Origin of the sequence: Treponema saccharophilum DSM 2985 (assembly GCF_000255555.1) — a bacterium.
In the GTDB taxonomy this organism is placed as follows: Bacteria; Spirochaetota; Spirochaetia; order Treponematales; family Treponemataceae; genus Treponema_D; species Treponema_D saccharophilum.
On record NZ_AGRW01000053.1, the window covers coordinates 156426 to 175959 of the forward strand.

The 19534-nt window shown below is 53.5% G+C and carries 16 protein-coding genes; 6 read left to right on the plus strand and 10 right to left on the minus strand.

Annotated elements, in window-relative coordinates; translation table 11 throughout:
- Positions 1 to 85: 85 nt before the first annotated feature.
- Positions 86 to 1000, minus strand: a complete 915-nt coding sequence (locus TRESADRAFT_RS12300) for a hypothetical protein (RefSeq protein WP_002706113.1) — start codon at positions 998 to 1000, stop codon at positions 86 to 88.
- A gap of 217 nt (positions 1001 to 1217) precedes the next feature.
- Here TRESADRAFT_RS12300 and era point away from each other — a divergent pair, with 217 nt between their 5' ends.
- Entirely contained in the window at positions 1218 to 2159 is a 942-nt protein-coding gene (era, locus tag TRESADRAFT_RS12305; RefSeq protein WP_002706115.1) for a GTPase Era, read from the plus strand.
- Between the two features lie 117 nt (positions 2160 to 2276).
- On the opposite strand, the gene hisG is transcribed toward era, so the two are convergent.
- The 3 genes from hisG to TRESADRAFT_RS15365 form a co-directional block, all read right to left on the minus strand.
- A complete protein-coding gene (gene hisG / locus TRESADRAFT_RS12310; protein WP_002706117.1) occupies positions 2277 to 3149 on the minus strand; it encodes an ATP phosphoribosyltransferase in 873 nt (290 codons plus the stop codon).
- Positions 3150 to 3728: 579 nt separating this feature from the next.
- The gene (locus TRESADRAFT_RS15360; RefSeq protein ID WP_002706118.1) at positions 3729 to 5804 is read right to left on the minus strand and encodes a methyl-accepting chemotaxis protein; all 2076 of its coding nucleotides are present in this window, start codon (positions 5802 to 5804) and stop codon (positions 3729 to 3731) included.
- 237 nt (positions 5805 to 6041) lie between these two features.
- Entirely contained in the window at positions 6042 to 8891 is a 2850-nt protein-coding gene (locus TRESADRAFT_RS15365) for a rhamnogalacturonan lyase family protein (RefSeq protein WP_002706119.1), read from the minus strand.
- 784 nt (positions 8892 to 9675) lie between these two features.
- Between TRESADRAFT_RS15365 and TRESADRAFT_RS12325 the strand changes: the two genes are divergently transcribed.
- From TRESADRAFT_RS12325 to TRESADRAFT_RS12335, 3 genes are read left to right on the plus strand one after another with little or no spacing between them, the layout of a single operon-like run.
- Positions 9676 to 10170, plus strand: a complete 495-nt coding sequence (locus TRESADRAFT_RS12325) for an Lrp/AsnC family transcriptional regulator (RefSeq protein WP_002706120.1) — start codon at positions 9676 to 9678, stop codon at positions 10168 to 10170.
- A gap of 36 nt (positions 10171 to 10206) precedes the next feature.
- Positions 10207 to 11376, plus strand: coding sequence for a pyridoxal phosphate-dependent aminotransferase (locus tag TRESADRAFT_RS12330; protein ID WP_002706122.1), 1170 nt, complete (start codon positions 10207 to 10209; stop codon positions 11374 to 11376).
- A 24-nt stretch (positions 11377 to 11400) separates the two neighbouring features.
- On the plus strand, positions 11401 to 11979 hold the full coding sequence (locus TRESADRAFT_RS12335) for a nitroreductase family protein (protein WP_002706124.1): 579 nt from the start codon (positions 11401 to 11403) through the stop codon (positions 11977 to 11979).
- Positions 11980 to 12166: 187 nt separating this feature from the next.
- Here TRESADRAFT_RS12335 and TRESADRAFT_RS12340 read toward each other — a convergent pair whose 3' ends face one another.
- Both TRESADRAFT_RS12340 and rocF read right to left on the minus strand, forming a co-directional pair.
- Entirely contained in the window at positions 12167 to 12916 is a 750-nt protein-coding gene (locus tag TRESADRAFT_RS12340) for a hypothetical protein (protein WP_002706126.1), read from the minus strand.
- A gap of 273 nt (positions 12917 to 13189) precedes the next feature.
- Positions 13190 to 14098: an arginase gene (gene rocF, locus TRESADRAFT_RS12345; RefSeq protein WP_002706128.1), complete on the minus strand. Its 909-nt coding sequence runs from the start codon at positions 14096 to 14098 to the stop codon at positions 13190 to 13192.
- Positions 14099 to 14184: 86 nt separating this feature from the next.
- Here rocF and TRESADRAFT_RS15370 point away from each other — a divergent pair, with 86 nt between their 5' ends.
- Positions 14185 to 15102 (plus strand): hypothetical protein, encoded by a 918-nt coding sequence (locus TRESADRAFT_RS15370; RefSeq protein ID WP_050985099.1) that lies wholly within the window; start codon positions 14185 to 14187, stop codon positions 15100 to 15102.
- A 109-nt stretch (positions 15103 to 15211) separates the two neighbouring features.
- On the opposite strand, the gene TRESADRAFT_RS12355 is transcribed toward TRESADRAFT_RS15370, so the two are convergent.
- The gene (locus tag TRESADRAFT_RS12355; protein WP_002706131.1) at positions 15212 to 15808 is read right to left on the minus strand and encodes a hypothetical protein; all 597 of its coding nucleotides are present in this window, start codon (positions 15806 to 15808) and stop codon (positions 15212 to 15214) included.
- Positions 15809 to 16019: 211 nt separating this feature from the next.
- Here TRESADRAFT_RS12355 and TRESADRAFT_RS12360 point away from each other — a divergent pair, with 211 nt between their 5' ends.
- Positions 16020 to 16385 (plus strand): hypothetical protein, encoded by a 366-nt coding sequence (locus TRESADRAFT_RS12360; RefSeq protein ID WP_002706132.1) that lies wholly within the window; start codon positions 16020 to 16022, stop codon positions 16383 to 16385.
- A 203-nt stretch (positions 16386 to 16588) separates the two neighbouring features.
- On the opposite strand, the gene TRESADRAFT_RS12365 is transcribed toward TRESADRAFT_RS12360, so the two are convergent.
- The 3 genes from TRESADRAFT_RS12365 to TRESADRAFT_RS12375 are packed head-to-tail and all read right to left on the minus strand — an operon-like array spanning position 16589 to position 18768.
- Positions 16589 to 17311, minus strand: a complete 723-nt coding sequence (locus TRESADRAFT_RS12365; protein WP_002706133.1) for an amino acid ABC transporter ATP-binding protein — start codon at positions 17309 to 17311, stop codon at positions 16589 to 16591.
- Between the two features lie 2 nt (positions 17312 to 17313).
- Positions 17314 to 17961: an amino acid ABC transporter permease gene (locus tag TRESADRAFT_RS12370; protein WP_002706134.1), complete on the minus strand. Its 648-nt coding sequence runs from the start codon at positions 17959 to 17961 to the stop codon at positions 17314 to 17316.
- 27 nt (positions 17962 to 17988) lie between these two features.
- Entirely contained in the window at positions 17989 to 18768 is a 780-nt protein-coding gene (locus TRESADRAFT_RS12375; RefSeq protein WP_002706139.1) for a transporter substrate-binding domain-containing protein, read from the minus strand.
- Between the last annotated feature and the right edge of the window lie 766 nt (positions 18769 to 19534).

Below are 19534 nucleotides of genomic sequence, written 5' to 3' on the forward strand. Positions count from 1 at the left end.
CAACTGCTCGGGAGATTACTGAGCGGTGGCGGTCCCCAAATATTCCAATCCGCCGGTCAAGCGGAGGGAATGCGTTTTTTACGGATTACTCCTCGACGACTTCGTCGGCAAGCTTGTAATCGATTCTGTTGTAAGTTCCCGTGAGCGAGCCGCCCTTCGGAATCATCGCGTAGAAGCCGACCTGCTTGTCGCGGACTTCACCGGCTGCAGCGATGCCGAAATCGTTGATTGTGTTCTCCTGCCCATATTCGCTGGTGAATGGCGTCCCGTTAACGGCGTTGAATTCCGTAATAAGGCTTTCTCTGTGTCCGTCACCCGTTGTCCATACCTTGTTGTCGTTGAACCATGATGTTGCAGCAGTTTCTTCCGCGAAGATTCCGAATGCATAGCGACCGTCTTTGTTCGGCTGGCGGAATGCAACGTAAACAGTTGAATATCCTGTCGTAGAATCATATCCGAACGAATCCGCATCGAGCTTCTTGTACCATTTTGAGCCGCTGGCAGGACTTGTATAGCCGGAATCAATCAGCGTGAATTCATCACCGAAAGAAGTGCCGCTTCCGGAAAGCTCGGACTGCTTTACGTCGTTGAACCGAGAGAAATAGATTGACGGGCTTCCGGAAGTCGCCTTGAGGCCAAGAAGGTAGAATGAATAGTTCTTCTCGTTAGCGCCCTCCGGCGTTGCGTTCTCCTCATCGAAAATCCATCCGAGAACGCCACCTTCAGAATCCTTGCTGATTGTGAGCTTGTAGACGGCAGCCTTCCATCCAGTCGTTTTTGGAGTCTTGAAGCCGCGGATGAACGTCGCATCCGTAGCAACTTTTCCGTCAGCATCAGTCAAAGTTCCGTCATTTTTTCCTTCAACCGTGGCGTTGTCGCCGGATACAGTAATAAGATTGTACGGATCCTCGTCATCGCTTTTGCATCCGACAAAAGTTCCCGCAACTGCGAGAGCCGCCGCCGCACTGAAAGCGGCGATTACTTTTTTTGAAAGTTTCATTGTCAATTCCTCCATGTTGAACTGATTCTTTTTTGCGGGCGAGACACGTCCGCACCGGAAATCTTAATTCCAGCTAAAAATACTATATAAAAAAAAAAGTACTTGCGCAACTTTTTACCATTCATATTTCCGCTTTTTTCTTGATACGGAAATTCCCCCATGCGAAACCCGCGTTATCGGACAGACTTTTGGGGCGGGGTCATGTATAATTCGATTCATGGACAAGACTAACGAAATCGAAAACGAAGGAAATGACGGCGCAATAGAGCCGGCGGGAGAAAAGACCGCGCTCGTCACGATAATCGGGCGGCCGTCCGCGGGAAAATCGACGTTCCTGAACACGGCGGCGGGAGAGCCGGTCTCAATCGTGTCGGCAGTCCCGCAGACGACGAGGAACGCGATAAAGGGAATCGTCAACACGTCGCTCGGGCAGCTCGTTTTTGTGGACACGCCGGGATGGCACGATTCCGACAAGAAGATGAATTTGCGGATGAGGAACATCGTCTCCGACCAGCTCGACAACTCCGATTTGATTCTCTACATAATCGACGGGACGAGGGCGTGCGCGGAGGAGGAGCGGCTCATCGCGGAAATGCTCGAAAAGCACCAGGAAAAGCTCGTCATCGCGCTCAACAAAACGGACGAGAAGAACGCGGACATCGACGGCGCGAAATCGTTCGCAAGAAAAATGCTTCCCGCCGTTCCCGACGCGCGCGTCATCGCAATTTCCGCGAAAAACGACGAGGGGATAAACGACGTCCTCCGCGCGCTCTACTCGCTCGCGCCGGTCGCGCCGCATCTCTACTCGGAGGAATTCTACACCGACCAGGAAGTCGATTTCAGGATTGCGGAAGTCATACGCGAGCAGGCGATGAACAGGCTCGACAAGGAGCTTCCGCACTGCATCTACGTCAAAATCGCCGACATGGAGATGAGGACGCCCACGAAAATGTGGTGCCGCGCGTTTTTGTGCGTGGAGACGGAAAGCCAGAAGGGAATCGTCATCGGAAAAGGCGCGCAGATGATAAAAACGATACGCGTCGAAAGCATCAAATCGCTCAGAAAAATTTTCGACTGGAAAATCGAGCTTGACCTTCAGGTAAAAGTCGACAAGAACTGGCGACAGAAGGACATCGTCCTCGACCGGCTGCTCAAATAAACGCGTCTTTCGGTTCGAGCGGCATTCCGCCCGTAACAGGATGCGAAAGCCGTTCGTCATGACAAAAAAAATCCGCGCGGGATTGTCCGGGCGGATTTTTTGTTTCTACAGACGGAATCAGAGGACGACCTTTCTGAGGGCGTACTCGAGGATGTCCGTCGCGCCGAGCGACTGGAGGCGCGGCAGGAGCGTCGGAACCTCGCTCTTCTTAACGGCGATTTTCACGGCGAAACCGTCGTTTCCGTACAGCGGGCTGACGGTCGGGCTTTTCATCGCGGGGATTCCCTTGATGAGCGAGTCGATGTTCTCCTTCGAGACGTTCATCTCAAGCATGACGCGGCTCCTCGCGTTGAGGACGGACTCGAAAAGCATCTTCAGCTCCATGATTTTGCGCTTCTTCGACTCGTCCGCCATCGCCTCTTTCGACGCGTACATTCTCGTCGATGACGTCATGAGCGTGTCGACAATCTTGAGGTTGTTCGCGCGGAGCGACGAGCCGGTCGACGTGTTGTCTATGAGGATGTGCGCGAGCGAATCCTCGTTGTCCTGAACGAATCCCTCGCTCGTTCCCCACGTGCGGAAAATCTGCCCGTCGATTTTTCTCTCGGAAATCCATTTCTTCGAAAGGTTCTGGTATTCCGTGGCGATTGTCACGGGCGTCCTGATGAGCGAGTCGAAATCGACCGTGTTCGGGATTGCAGCGACGATGCGCACGGGGTCAAACCCGAGATCCATAATCTCGACGACATCGTTCTCCACCCCGTTCTCGTACACCCAGTCCTTCCCGCTGAAACCGACGTCCGCCTTGTTCCCCGCAAGAAGCGCGCTCGTTATCTGCGGCTTGACGACCTGAAACGAGAGGTCGTCCTGATTCGTCGTCGGAAAATATGTCCTGTCAGGAAGATGGATTGAAATACCGACATCGTTCAAAAGCGCGTACACAGATTCGTAGATTCGTCCTTTCGCAAGCAAAATTCTCAGTTTGTCCATTGCAGTCTCCAAAAAATTGATTCGTAAAGAGGCGCCCGGAATCACGATTCCCGGACAAACGACATTATAAAGGAATGGGACATCTTGTAGAATGCGCTTGCATTTCTTTTTCCGTTCTAAGATTGGCTTGGTTGGAGCAAGCGTGCGCCGGTGCGCGATGCGCACCTTCCGTGCCCGGGCGGGCGGTGAGCATTTCTTTTTCCGTTCCAAGTTCGGCTTGGCAGGAGCAAGCGGGCGCCGGTGCGCGATGCGCACCTTCCGTGCCCGGGCGGGCTGTGAGCATTTCTTTTTCCGTTCCAAGTTCGGCTTGGCGGGAGCAAGCGTGCGACGGTGCGCGATGCGCACCTTCCGTGCCCGGGCGGGCTGTGAGCATTTCTTTTTCCGTTCCAAGTTCGGCTTGGCGGGAGCAAGCGTGTGACGGTGCGAGAGCGGACTGGTGAAGGAATTAAAAAGGGCTGTCCAATACGTTCTTTGCCCAGCGTCATTCCGAACTTGTTTCGGAATCTCTGCACAATATGAAGCGTAGCTGCTGAAACAAGTTCAGCATGACAATACTTTTGGACAGCCCCATTGAGGAAATTAGACTTTGAAGACGTTGACTTCCTTGTCGATTTCCTGGATGGATTTATCCATTGCGGCAGAAATTTCTATGAGGATTTTCTTCGAGTCGTTGATTTTCACGGCCTCGCTGTTCATCAAATCCATCTCCGTCTGCATGTTCGCCGTCGAATTCTTCAACTCCTGGGCGTTGTTCAGGATTGAACGGCTTTCGCTGCGCATCGTTGACGACGCGTTTTTGACGTGGGCCGTCGAATCGTTGAGGCTTGCGAGCGCGTTGTTTATCAAATCGGAATTCTGCGCCTGCATTTTCATCGAATCGGAAATCTCGACGATGATTTCGTTCGTCATCTTTATGTCGCCGGAAACGTTGTCGAACGATTTCTGCGTCTCGCCCGATTTAATGACGATTTCGGAAATAGAATTCTCGATTGCCATGAGCTGCTCGCCGATTGTGCGCGACTGCTCAGAAGACGTTTCCGCGAGCTGCCTGATTTCGTCCGCGACGACGCTGAATCCCTTTCCAGCCTCGCCCGCGTGGGCCGCCTCGATTGCGGCGTTCATCGCCAGGAGGTTCGTCTGCTCGGCTATCGCGGAAATCATCGTGTTTGCTTCCTGAAGCATCGTGCTCTGCGCCTGAATCTCCTCGATTTTCCTGTTGACCTCGCTCTGCATCGTGATTCCGGTGCGCGCGTTCTCCTCCAAATCCTCGAACGAGCTTGTGAGGCGGCTGACGGACGAGTTGACGGTTCCGATAATTCCGACCATCTCCTTGACAGAATTTTCCGCGACGGAAACGTTCGAAACCTGCTTGTCGATTCTTCCGCCCAAATCGCCGATTCCGTTGAATATCCGCTCGATTCCGTCAACAGTCGAAGCGACCCGCCCAATCTGGAACGTTATCGTCCGCTCGAATTCCGCGAGGCTTTCGACAATCTGCTTTATCGATGACGAGGTGTTGTCTATGCTCTCATGGAGGATTCCGCCGTTATCGACAAGGCTGTCCTTCGAGTTTTTCACTTTCGACATTATCGTGTGGACTTTTTCTATGAAACAGTTGAATTCGCCGCAAAGTGTCCTCAGCATTTTGAGCGACTGGAATTTCTCGATGTCGATTCTGCGGGAAAGGTCCGCGTCGCCGCTCGAAAGGTCGTGCGTCATGTACGTAAGAGTCATGAGCGGGTTGAGGAGCCTTCTGTACATAATTACGAAAACGTTCAGGAGCACGAAAAGGAGGACAAGCGCGAGCGGAATAGCCGCATTGATGAAGAATTCCTTGAACGTAAGCTCCTTGCTGACGATGCAGTACCATCCGACATCGGGTAGCGGGCATATGGCATAGACCATATTGACCGTCGATATGAACGATATCGATTTCGGCTGAATTACATCGTCGCTTTTTCCGCGCAAAGCCGGGATGACCTCGAGGATATCCGCCTTCCGCTCCATCAGAGAAGTGTCGAGCGAGGCCGAGACAATCCTGTCGGAATTGTACATGTACATCTTGATGTCATTCGGAAGCGTCCCGTACATTGTCTTGACGAAATCAGAAACGGGAATTCCCGTTCCGATTATCCCGAGGAATTCCCGTTTTGCCCCGCGCACGATGGCGTTCACCCATGCGAACGTCGCGTTGAGCGCCATCTCGTAGTCGATGAACAAATCGTAGTCCTTCGTCATTTTCTCCGTCATGTTGTACCACGCCGACGAGGCGTCATTTTTGTCGAGGACGTACTGCTCCTTGTTGTTTATATAATAGATGAGGTCCTTGTCGTTTATCATAAAAGTCTGGTTCGAAGAGAAGGAAGTCTGGTAGGAGGCAATCTCGGCAAACGCCTCTTCCTTCAGAATCGGGTCATACGGATTCTGCATGTACGACTTTATGAGCGGGGATTTCGACATCTGAATTCCCAATGCGAGCTGGTCCTTGAACCCGACATCGAATTCGAGCCGCTTCATGCTCACAACTTTCTCCAAATCGGCCGAAGCTCTATTCCCGAAGGAAATTCTGGCTCCAAAATTGACTGCCATAATGGCGGCAACGATAGCACATGCAAAATACAACTTCTTGAGCCACGCATTCAGCCCGCTACGCATAAAGATTCTCCTTTTTGTATAACACTTTTTGATTCTCACTAATCGGCCATACGAAAAACATTCCGCATAGACATACCGCAACATGATAACATAAAAACGCCGATTTTAAAAAAATCACTCCAACAATTTTTTTCGCACAGAAAAAAAAACGCCGCCAACGGAAAAACCTGCTGGCGGCGCATGAAAAATCATCGGTATGAAACGCTGTCCGGCAACAAATTTACCGGACAATCATCCTTATTTCCTTCCCGGATAGATTACGGACGGAACGGGTATCTTCTTGGAGCGGACCGTTTTCGAGATGTCCTCGCCAAGATAGAAGCTGAGGCACGGCGGCTGGTTGTAGCCGTTGTTCTGCCATGCGACAGACAAGCGGTAAACGGGGTCGTGCATGAGCGTGTAGATGAGGTATTTCGTCGGCTCCGTCGTCGTATAGATGCGGAGCTCGGTGTCGTCATCGCTCGGAACGACGACCTCCTCACGCCAGTCGCCGAGGATGTCCGCCTGAAGCGACGGATTTGCCTTCGTCGAGTTGTTGCTGTGCGTTCCCGTAAAGCGGACCGTCTCCTTGAGCGTCCGGGAAAGCTCATCGAACTTGTAGAGGTTTATGCAGTCGAGCGGAGCCAAATCGTCGAGAAGCTCGTGGAGCAAATCGCCGTCCCAGTAAATCTTGAAGTTCATCGATGGAACGACGGAACGGTCGACGAGTGTTTCGCCGTAAATATTGTAGACGGAGCCGCCCTTCTCCGCGCCCGAACCGCCGGCACCCCAGAAATTGTAGCCCGGCTCTTTCGTGATGTTCGCCGCCATAGCGCGCCCGGCATCCTTCGCCGCGTAATAGACGAGCTTCGCCTCGCCAGTCGCCGCATCGTGAAGGACAAGGCTCGCGACGGCAGGTTCCTCGCGCGGCTGCCAGACGTAAAGCCCCTCGACTTCCGGGTCGAACTGCCCGATGTGGATTGCGTCGGCATGGGAGCCTTTCTCGCGGAGCATTTCGCCGTCCATCGCGTAGAGAATCGTTCCGTCATCGTCGAGCGTCAAATCGCCGGCGACAATCTCGTCCTTCCCGTCGTTGTCGACGTCCGCCACGGCAAGGTTGTGGTTTCCGAGAGCGCCGCCGCGACCTTCCTTCGCGGAATCGAACGACCAGCGGAGGCGGGCTTTCCCGTCAACGAGGTCGTATGCCGCGTAGGCCGTGCGCGCATAGTATCCGCGCCCGAGAACGGCGCTCGGTTTTGTTCCGTCCAGATATGCCGCGCAGGCGTTCCAGCGGTCGCTTCTGTTGTACCAGGTGTCGCCCCAGCTCGATACGTTTCCGACAGGGAATTCGTACTCCACGGTGTCGAGGATTTTTCCCGTCATTCCTTCAAAGAACGTGACGTACTCGGGGCCGCCCGTAACGTGCCCGCGCGATTTTCCCTCGCGGGAAATCCACTTTCCGTTGTCGGACGCGTTTCCGATGACGCCGATAACGTTGCTCGTGTCGATTTTTCCGTCGGTGACGCCGTACACGGTCGTCGCGTCTGCCGTCTTGAGAAACACCTCGCTCTTTCCGTCGCCGTCAAAATCGGCAACGACAATCTGGTTGTAGTGGGCGCCGGAAGTAAGGTTCAGCCCCATGTCGATTCTCCACAGCGGGGTTCCGTCGAGTTTGTACGCGTCGAACAAAGTCGGGCCGGTAAGCGTCGCCTTGCTCGAATCGATAGCGTCGCTCGGATACCACTTCACGATAATCTCGTACGAGCCGTCTCCGTCGAGGTCTCCGACAGTCGCGTCGTTCATGCTGTAGGTGTACGGGCCGTCGCCGTTCTCACCGCCCTCGGGCTTCTGCACTTTTATGGAAAGGTAGCTGTCCGCCGACGCCTTCGCCTCGGCAGTGTCGGACAACGCTCCGTCCTTGTACGTCTCGACCGTGTAGACGTCGCCCGGCTTTCCCTTTTTGTCGAGGTAATTCGCGACGGAAAGCTTCTTCGCCACGACCGTCCCGTTCTTGAGGACGTTGAACGAAAGCTTCTCCTTGAATTCATCGGCGCGGATTCTCCAGCTGACGAAAATTCCCTTGCCTGCCTTCACCGCAATGACGCCGCGGTCGAGCCATTCAGCCTGGCGCTCGGTTTCCGGGACGGGAAGCCTGTTGTAGACGTACTGGACAGCCTTCTTGTTCAAATCGTTGTCCACGATTCCTGAAGCGGGAATCGTTCCCTCGAACGTGTAAACGCCCTCCTTCTCGCAATCCCATTCCTTCCCGACGCTTTTCCACGACGATACCGTCGCGTCCGCCCCAAGCCCGTTCGCGAGCGTGACGGGAACTTTTTTCGGGAGGTTGAGGCCCTTCACGTCCTTTGCCGTTCCAGTGTAGACGCGCGCATACGGAAGCGGGGCAACGGTCGTTATCGAATTCTTCGAGATTGCCTCGACGGCAAAATTCACGTTGTCGAGGAACGTCGTCCACGTGATGTTGTTTCCGCTCGTCCGGATTCCGGTGAGGGTCATCTTCGCGATGACGCCGCTGAATTCACCGCCGGACACTTCCGCCGCGATGTCCGCGGAATTTCCGCTTGACGAATCCTTTACGGTGCCGGAGATTTTCCCGCTCCGCACGTCGAACAAAAGCGACACCGAATACCACACATCGTCGCGGGCAAACGGAAGCGCCACGGGCTTTCCGTTTCCGGCACGGTAGGAAAGGGAGCCGTTGTGCGTGAAGTCGAGCGCGAACGCCGTCTTCCCGTCGGAATCGATGAACGTCACCTGTCCGCCGTTCTCGTCCGGATTCGAGCCTTTGTCGTTGATTTTTCCCGGAAACCAGTCGAACGAGACGGAAATCGTCTTTCCCGTAACTGCGGGCGAGAATTTCTTTGTCGCCACGCGCCCACCCTTCTGGTTCTCCATGCCGAATTCAAGCTTCGGAGTCGCATTCCCCGCGACAGCCGATTTGCTCACTCTCAATACCGCCCCGCTCGTCGAAAATCCCCACGGCGCATCGGATTTCTCATCGGAAAAATCCGTCCCCATTTCAGCGGAGAATGCCGGAACGACCGACAGCGCGAACACGGACGCGGCTGCCAGAAGAAGTCTTCTTTTCATGGTTCCTCCTATAACTTTCGCGGAAGATTCCGCTTTTTCCACAATAAAATCCGGTTCCATTTCCGGAATATTTTTCATTTTTTCTCAGTATCCTTTTATCAGAAACAGCACAAAGCAAACTGAAAAAACGCCGTTTTCGCGAACAAATTTTTAGGATGCCGAAAAAAAATCCCCGCGCGCATATCGTATGATAGCACCAAAATCCACACAGCGAATTCTATGCGACAAACAGTTTCGCAATTAGCAGAACAACGTCATCCATCTTTACGATAACGTCTGTAAGCCGCATTGCTCCCGCGACATATTTTCCCGCGAGTCGGAGCGGCTTCGGCATCACGCGCGATGCGCGTGCGCCCTTGATTGATGTGCGCGCGATGTTTTGGGGAAAGGACGACAGTTTTTTTTAAGCAAAGAAAGCAGCATTGCTCCCGCGACATGTTTTCCCGCGAGTCGGAGCGGCTTCGGCATCACGCGCGATGCGCGTGCGCCCTTGATGGAAGTGCGCGCGATGTTTTGGGAAAAAGGCGACATTTTTTTTAAGCAAAGAAAGCCGCATTGCTTTTACGACATATTTTCCCGCGAGTCGGAGCGGCTTCGGCATCACGCGCAGGCGCGTGCGCCCCTGATTGATATGCGCGCGATGTTTTGGGAAAGGACGACATGTTTTCCTGCGGAAGGGGGAAGGCATTTTTCATTTTGTGGAAGGGAAAACCGGAAGAATGACAAATTCTTCGCGTCTGTGGTAGAATCGGGGCGCTTTTCAGAAAAATTAACGGAGGAAAAAATGGACGGAAAGGAAGAAATCCTCGATTTGCTGCGGGAGAACGCGAGACTTTCCGCGGAGGACATATCGGCGATGACGAAAAAGTCGGAGGCCGAGGTTAACGCTATAATAAAATCGCTCGAGGACGAGGGCGTCATCCTCAAATACGCCGCGATCGTCAATCCGGAAAAAGACGAGACATGCAGGGACAAAGTTTTTGCCGAGATAGAGATTCAGTGCGCGCCGGAACGGGAGCACGGGTTCGACAAAATCGCCGAGAGGATTTACCGGTTCCCGCAGGTGAAATCGCTTTACCTCATGAGCGGCGGATACGACCTCAAAGTCGTAATCGAAGGGGACAATCTGCGCGACGTCGCGTCGTTCGTCTCGAGCAAGCTTTCCACGCTGAACGGCGTCCGCTCGACAAAAACGCATTTTCTCCTCAAGAAATACAAGGAGAACGATGTCCTTTACGTCGAGGACGAGTCGGACAGGCGCGAAGGCGTGATGGCGTAAGCACGCAAAAGCTGGGCACACAATTAAGGAATCAGAATGAACACGAGAGAAGACAAATTTTCGCGGGCGATGATGGAAACACCTCCGTCGGGAATCCGCAAGTTTTTTGAGATGCTTATCGGGCACGACGACGTAATCTCGCTTTCCGTCGGCGAGCCGGATTTTCCGACGCCGTGGGTAATACGCGAGGAGGCATACTACCACCTCGAAAAAGGGCACACGTCGTACACGTCGAACTGGGGATTGATAGAGCTTCGCGAGGAAATCGCGAAATATATGGAAAAATACGGGATGTACTTCAACCCGAAGAACGAGATACTCCCCACTGTCGGGGCGAGCGAGGGCGTCGACGTCGTCCTGCGCGCGATTCTCAACCCCGGCGACGAGATAATCGTCGTGCAGCCCTGCTACGTCAACTACGTCCCGCTCGCGAACCTCTGTCAGGCAAAGGTCGTCCCGATTGACTCGAGCGTGAACGGATACTACCCGACGGCGGAGCAGATTTCCGCGGCGATAACGCCGAAGACGAAGGCGCTGATGATTTGCTCGCCGAACAACCCGACGGGAACGATGATTCCGAAAGAGGAGCTGAAAAAAATCGCCGATGTCGTAATCAAGAACCAAATCTGGTGCATCTCCGACGAAATCTACTGCGAGCTTGCGTACGACAACGCCGAGCACGTCTCAATCGGAAGCTTCCCCGGGATGAAGGACTACGCGATAATCCTGAACGGTTTCTCGAAAAGCTTCGCGATGACGGGATGGAGAATCGGCTACATCGCCGCGCCGTCCGAGCTTTTGGGGCAGATTGTAAAGCTCCACGGATACAACACGATTTGCCCGCCGATTTTCTCGCAGTACGCGGCGGCGGAGGGTCTGAAGCACGGATGGAAGGACGTCGAGAAAATGCGGACGAGCTACCAGCAGAGGCGGAACCTCATGTACAAGGCATTCTGCGACATGAACCTTCCCGTCCCCGAACCGACGGGCGCGTTCTACATGTTCCCCGACATCACGTCGACGGGAATGACGAGCGAGGAATTCGCGCTCGGGCTGTTCCAAGAGCACAACGTCGCGGTCGTTCCCGGAAACGTGTTCGGGCTTGGCGGCGAGGGGCACATACGATGCTGCTACGCGACGTCAATCGACAAGATAAAAATCGCGCTCGACAGAATCCGCGATTTCGTCGAGTCCAAGAAACGCTGACAAAACGGAAACGGAGATGAAAACATGATTCGCGATATCGTCATAAAAAACAGAAGCTACCGCGGGTTCGACGGCAGCACGAAAATTCCGCACAGGACGCTCGTCTCGTTCGTCGACACGGCGCGCCTCGTCGCTTCCGGGGCAAACGTGCAGCCGCTCAAATACCAGATTGCCGACTCGCAGGAGCAGGTCGGAAAGCTCAACGCGCTGACAAAATGGGCGAAGATGCTCAAGGGCGTGGAGCTTCCGCACAAGGGGATGGAGCCGACATCGTACATCGTGATATACGTCGACTCGAACATAAACCCGAACGCCGATGCCGCGAAAACAGATGTCGGAATCGCCGCGCAGACGATTCTTCTTTCCGCAGTGGAGGAAGGATTCGGCGGATGTATGCTCGGCAATTTCAACAAGGCTGACGTCACAAGCGCGATGGGCGCCGACGAGAGCCTCGTTCCAGCGCTCGTCATCGCGCTCGGAAAACCCGCCGAGACCGTAAAACTCGTCGATGTGGGCGCTGACGGAAAAACCGCGTACTACCGCGACGAGAACGACGTCCATTTCGTCCCGAAAAGGCAGCTCGACGACATTCTCCTCTCATAGGCGCGAAAAACGCAATCAGAAAACAAACGTATCAGAGGGGTTCGGAACGCTTCCCTGCGTTTTCGGGCTCCTCTTTTTTTGGCAGGCTGATATATCATCGGCAAGAGCCATGCGAAACGCGTTCCGGCATCCTTTTTTCCATCAGGATTTTCAGGACGGAGACGGATGGCGGATTTCCGGATGGGAATCAGTAATACATCCGGATGAAACGAAGAATCCTGAGCCCGAGATAGAAAACGACGATGAGCATTGAAACGAGCCGCATCACCTTCATGCTCATCCGCACCTTCGACTTGAACGCGAATACTGTCCTCATGATGAAATACAGCGAGAACAGTATCCATGACGCGATGATGAGCCATTCCTTCCTGAGGACGAGCGAGATGACCGCGGCTGCGGCTGCGGTCGAAAAATAGACGATTGAGAACGCAATCCTGATGCGGCGGAAGCGGATTACGTCATCAGTCAGGCTCTGTGCGTTCTGCATCAGCTTTTCGCGAATGTATTCGAATCCTTCCGTGTCGGCGGGAATGCCGATTGCCGTCCAGTCTGCTCCGCATACCTTGAGCGACGCTCCGTCCACGAAACTCCGGAACGGAACGACCGCCTTTATTTCCGAAAACGGAATCCGCACCGTAAAACCGCATGCCCGCCGTTCGATGTATTCGTCCGTGAGTTCGATTTCGAGAGAGGAATATGCCTTCCCGCTTTTGTGCGCAATGAAGAACGAGATGACTGCCGCCATTATCAACACCCACGCCGATTCCGCTGTGGCAATCGCAGCGAACGCCCGATGCGACCGCGTTCCGTCCATTCTCAGAAGCAGTTCCGTAAAGAGAAGCGCGAACGCCAGAAATCCGGAAAGGAGAATCAGATGTTTTAAGACGCATTTCCGGATGAACGCGCCGCATTTTTCGGGGTTCCGTCTGTAGACCATTTTTCCTCGCATTTCCGAAAAATCCGCCCGGTTTTTCGGTGGATACATGATTTTTATCATCGCCCCGAAGCCGTTCCGGGTTTATCGATGCCGATGCAGTCAGTGTTTGCGCATCCCGAATATCCGCCGGGCGTCGCGCCGCCGTCCTGCATCTTTATAGGAAATCGTCGCGGATTCGAATCGCCCTGCAATCTGCCTGACAAAGAAAAGAAAAGAATAGAACAGACCTGCTCCGAAACTGACATTTCCGAACAGGTCTCATGCCGGCGGAGCTTAGAAGAGCTTTTCGCCGAGAAGACGCGCAATCAAATCGACAGCGAACGATGCCGTCTGGTTCCGCACGTCGAGGACGGGATTGACCTCAACGACTTCGGCGGACTTCACGAGTCCCGAATCGCACATTTCCTCCATGAGAAGAAGCGCCTCGCGGTTCGTCATTCCGGCGGGAAGATGATAGCCCGTTCCCGGCGCGTACATAGGGTCGAGGCAGTCCATGTCGAACGAAACGTGGACCGCTTCCACCCTTCCCTTGAAGAACGCGAGAACTTTGCGGACGATTTCGTTGAATCCGAGCCGGTCGATATCCGTCATCGTGAACGCCGTAACGCCGGCTTCCCTCATGAGTTTCTTCTCGCCCGCGTCAAGGTCGCGCAACCCAACGTAGCAGACGTTCTTCGGGTCGACTTTCCGTCCCGCAAAATAGAGGTTCGTCAAATCTGGAAGACCGTATCCGCATGAGGCGGACATGCACTCGCCGTGTATGTTCCCGGAAGGAGACGTCTCGTCCGTGTTGAAATCGCCGTGCGCGTCCACATACAGGACGCCGAACGTCGTGTTCGTCTTCCGGTATGCGGCGGCAAGCCCCGCAAGCGAGCCGAGCGCAATCGAATGGTCGCCGCCGAGAATGAGCGGGAAGTCGCCGGAAGATGCGGCGCGCTCGACTTCCTCGGCAAGCTGGACGTTCGCCTTCACAATCGGGTTGAGGTATTTTGCCTTGGGATTTCCAATCGCCTCGTATTCCTGGGGATTTATCTGTATCGGTGAAAAATATTTTTCGATTTTGTGTCCGAGTCCCTCAAGCCTTTCCTTTATTCCCGCAAGGCGTATCGCCGAAGGTCCCATGTCGGAACCGTGCCTGCTCGCTCCGAAATCGAGCGGCATTTCAAGAATGTGAATGTTCATTTTCTCTACCTCATCACTGTGATTTCTCCCCCGGAAAGCAACGCTCCGAAAAACGGGGGATTTCTCATTTTCCCCATCGTTTTCCGATGGGTCGGAAAAAAATAACGCCGTTCGCCGAGCGGGTCAAGGCGCTTGCGTATCTTTTTTCGTTCTCAGTTCGGCTTTGGTTGGAGCAAGCGTGCGCCGGTGCGCGGGAGCGCACCTTCCTTGCCGGGGGAAGGCGGGCGCGTATCTTTTTCCGTTCCAAGTTCGGCTTTGGTTGGAGCAGGCGGGCGACGGTGCGCGGGGGCGCACCTTCCTTGCCGGGGAAGGCGGGCGCGTATCTTTTTCCGTTCCAAGTTCGGCTTTGGTTGGAGCAAGCGGGCGCCGGTGCGCGGGTGGGCAGTTGCGTGTCTTTTTCCTTTTTTCATGCGCAAACTGCGCGCGGACTGCTTTTTTTTTGTATAGGGTATGCTAAGATTTTTCTTACTTTTTGCGGAAATCTGGCTCTGTTCGACTTCCGCAAAAAACAAAAAAAAGAAAATCTTGGAGGATTTATGAAAAAACTTTCTAAACTTGCGGCAATTTTTGCGGCATTGGTTATGGCGTGCGCGGTCACTGGATGCAGTGATGACTCGTCAGATGAAAATGAGGGAAGAACGCTGACAACTCTTCCTGCTCCTACGAATCTTGTCATCAACTCAATGACGGACAACACAAGCAATTGCGCCGTGAACATCACATTCAACTACAGCGGAAAAACTGGTACTGAAGGCGCAACGACGGCAGTGCTCGGCTACTCGACTACAAATGATTCTTCGCAGGCAATTGCCTATGACAACATCACTTGCACCACTATTGAAGCTGGCTCGAACACACGAACAGTAAACATTCCTTCAACCAGCGCGCCATATCTTACACCTCGCGACGGAAGAAAATACTATTTCTGGCTGAAAGCGGAAGGTCCTGCAGTCAGAGAAAGCGCATGGAGCAATGTCGCTGAATTCACATACAGCGCAAACTAGAAATCTTGAAGGCTTTGTACAGGCGGGGGCAACTCCGCCGTTTTTTCGTGGCACAAAAAAAATGCACTCCCTATCACAAGTTCAGAGTGCATTTTTCGTTTCCAGAAAATTACAGCGTGAATGCAACGCCGAGTTTTGGCTGAACGATGAATCCAGACGTGCTGAGGTCATCAGAAACGGTTTCGTCGGCAGTTTTTAGTTCGACTGATGTTGAGCCAATCGCATAGAAAACTCCGAGATTTGCGAAAAGCCCGACATGCGGTGTGAAGCGATAGGTGAATGAAACTTCCGGTCCGAAATAGAACATCACAGGAATATAATCCACACTGTTGCCATCAGCAGACTCGCCGCCGCCCTGGATTCTGAGTCCAATATCACCGAGCAACGAGAGCGTCATTTTTTCGTCATGGATGAACGAACCGCCGAAGCCTGCCGAAAAATCCAAATCAAACCAAGTCAGATTGTCGCCTTTTGCGTCCTCAATGTCGCTCAGTCCAAAACCGTACCCAGCCCCAGCCTTGAAGGTAAAACCACAATCCGCCACGTGAGTAAAGTCAAACGCCGCGCCTGTAGTTTCCGCAACGACGCTCTCTCCGTCGATATCCAAAATTGTAACCGGGAAAAACGCCCCTACGTGGAACGTATTCTCAGCGAATGATGAAAGCGAGAGAAGGCTCGCAGCGACCAATGCAAGAATTTTTTTCATCTTATACTTCCTTTTATATAGTCTTTTTATCAGGCAGATTTGAAATCAACCCGATAAAAAGACTATACAAAAAAAAACTTGTTATGCAATGTCAAAACCTGCGAAATGCTTTTCGGCGCGGACGCTTTTTTGTATAGGCTATGTTAATTCCGGGCATCGTATTATCATTTTTGCATTGCTCCATTTTTTGGAAAACGTTCGGAAGGAAAAAATGAAACGATTTTTGCTGCTGATATATATTCTTTCGCTCGCTTTGTTTGCGCACGGAAACACGCTGGCAGAATATTCAGAAATAAAAGAATCGTCCTCTTTCAGAATAATGGGCGAAATAGATTTACGAACGGAAAAAGATTATTCGGCAGAAGTAAAATACAGGACGCTGAACCATGAAGGCGGAATGAAAGTAACCGTTCTGGAAATCCTAAAGCGCGATGTGCAGAATAACGAACCGGGAAACTGGTTTTATGTTTTGCTCACCTCCCCTCTGTGGGTCTATGGCGGCGAATGGATAGAAAAGTATCAGAAATTCTTGATTTTTCTTCCGGATGACACGCCTATTTGTGATTTTGAAGACTGAAGCAGCAAATCAACCAGAAAAAAATTGTCATGCCGAACGACTCTCATAAGAAAGCGGATTTTTGTGCAATCCTGTTTCGGCATCTCTTGATTGCAGATTCTGAAACAAGTTCAGAATGACGCGAGAAATCATGCATCGGCCGGAAAGCCGGACAGAGCAAAAAAATATGCCCGAAGCTCAAAAGAGTTCCGGGCATGAAAAAATCACAAAACCGCGTTCAGGAACTGCTTGAGGCGGTCGGATTTCGGGTTTCCGAAGATGTCGTCTGGGGTGCCTTCCTCCGCGATTCTGCCTCCGTCCATGAAAAGTATTCTCGTGGCGACTTCTCGCGCGAATGCCATCTCGTGGGTGACGCAAATCATCGTCATTCCGCCGGCGGCAAGTTCCTTCATGAGGGAAAGTACCTCGCCGACCATCTCCGGGTCGAGGGCGCTTGTCGGCTCGTCGAAGAGAATCACGTCGGGATTCATGATGAGGCTCCTGACGATTGCGATTCTCTGCTTCTGCCCGCCGGAAAGGCTCGCGGGATACGAATCAGCCTTGTCCAAAAGCCCGATTCTGTCGAGAAGCTCCCGCGCACGGCTCTCGGCTTCCTGCTCGTCCAAAATCTTGAGCACCGTCGGGGCGAGCGTGATGTTCTTTATCACGGAAAGGTGCGGGAAAAGGTTGAAATGCTGGAAAACCATCCCCATTTTCCGCCTCACCGCGTTTATGTCCGTCCGCCTGTCCGTTATCGACGTTCCCTCGAAAACGATATTCCCGGAATCGGGCGTCTCAAGAAGGTTCAGGCATCTGAGGAACGTCGACTTTCCGCCGCCTGACGGCCCGATTATGACGATTTTCTCGCCCTTCTCGATTTTTCCGCTGATTCCGTTCAGGACGACGTTCGTCCCGTATTTTTTCGTGAGGTTGCTGAATTCAATCATGATTATTTCCTGTACGCCCTCGCAAGTTTCTTTTCGCCGAACGCGAACAGCTTCGTCAGCCCGAGCGTGAGAACCAGGTAAATCGCGGCGCACGAGAGGAGCGGAATCCACGCGTTGTACGTCGCGTTCCTGATGTTGTCGCACGCTTTCTGCAAATCGACGACGGCGATGAAGCTCGCGACGGACGTCTCCTTTATCAGCGTTATGAATTCCGAAGTGTACGTCGGAAGCACGGTGCGAACCGCCTGCGGAAGGACAATCCTCCGCATCGTCTGCGACCACGAAAGCCCCAGCGACCGGCCAGCCTCCATCTGCCCCTTGTCGACGCCCTCGATTCCCGCGCGGAAAATCTCCGTGCAGTACGCCCCGGAATTTATCCCGAACGCGATGACAGCGACGAGGACTGCATTGTTCATGCCGAGCGGCGAAAGTATTACGAAATAGAAAATCATAAGCTGCGTCGCCATCGGAACGCCGCGGATTATCGTCGTGTACAGGGCGGCCACGGCGTTGAGGACTTTCGAGCGCGAAATCTTGAAAAGAGCGAAAACGCACCCGAGAACAGTCCCGATGATGACGGCGCACGCGGCGATGAGGAGGGTCGTGCCGAGTCCTTTGAGGACGAGCATGTACCTTCCCTGCCCTATCATTGTCTCTAAAAACGGTGAGAACATACTTTACTTTCTGATGATTATGACCTGGTTTGTCTTGTAGTACGGCTCGGAGAAATCGACGTTCTTGCGCCTCTCGTCCGTCGCCGTCATTCCCGCGGCGATGAAGTCGATAGAGCCGGACTGGAGCGCCGCGATAAGCGAGTCGAACGCCATGTCCGAAACCTGAAGCTTTCTCCCGTAATCGTTCGCAATCATTTTCGCGAGCGTGACGTCGAAGCCGACGACTTCCGTCCCATCGACGTACTCGAACGGCGGGAATGCGGCGTTCGTTCCCATGCGGAGAACCGGAGCCGCCTCAAGCTCCTCTACATTCGGGATGGTGATGTTCCCGTCAACGGGCATGAACGCGCTGACGAGCGAATCATACGTTCCGTCGGACATGACGCGCGCGATTGTCGCGTTTATCCTCGCCAGAAGCTCGGGATTTCCCTTGCGGACGGCGATCGCGTATTCCTCCGCGGAAAATTTGTCGTTGACGATTGCGAGAGACGGATTGCGCCTGACGATTTCCTTTGCGGGAAGCTCGTCGAGGACGATTGCGTCGATTGCGCCGTTCCCGAGTGCAAGCGCCGCATCGATTCCGGTCTTGAACGATTTTATCTTGGCATCCTTGACCTCTTCCTGTACGTACAATTCCCCGGTCGTCCCAGCCTGAACGCCGATTGTAAGCCCCGCCAAATCAGCCGCTGAATTGACCTCTACCACCTTCTTTGATTTGCATCCCGCTGCCGTAAATGAAAGCGCGAGCACGGCCGCTGCGATTGCGATGACCGATTTCTTCATAATAAAACCTCCGTTTTCCAATTTTTCGCGACACGGATTCTACCACAATTGCCCGTTGCATTGAAACGGCGCTTGCGTACCTTTTTCCGTTCTCAGTTCGGCTTGGTTGGAGCAAGCGTGCGCCGGTGCGCGGGGCGCACCTGCCTTGCCCGGCGGGGCAGTTGTGTACCTTTTTCCGTTCTCAGTTCGGCTTGCTCGGCACAAGCGCACGCAGCACTCGCGAGGCGAGTGTGCGCCGGGATGGGATTTAGGAGCGGGGAACGTATTTTTTTCGTTCTAAGATGGCGCTTGCATTCTTTTTCCGTTCTCAGTTCGGCTTGGTTGGAGCAAGCGTGCGCCGGTGCGCGGGGCGCACCTTCCGTGCCCGGCGGGGCAGTTGTGTATCTTTTTCCGTTCCAAGTTCGGCTTGCGTACCGTTTTCTCGTTCTCAGTTCGGCTTTAGTCGGAGCAAGCGTGCGCCGGTGCGCATTTGCGCATCTGTCTTGCCCGAGAAGGCAGGCGGTTACCGTTCAAGAGTGCGAAAAAAAAGCAGGCTGCCCGACAAAAACAAATGCGAACATCCGCTTCCCCAACAACCCCAAAAGGGCGGAGCTTCGTTCCGCGCACGCTCGCCACCTACAAAATCACGAAACCCGACAAAACAAATGCGAATATCCGCCTTCCCCAACAACCCCAAAAAGGGCGGAACTTCGTTCCGCGCCCGCTCGCCACGAAAATCGAATAACCCGACAAAACAATGCGAGCGGCAAATTGATTTTTACTGTTT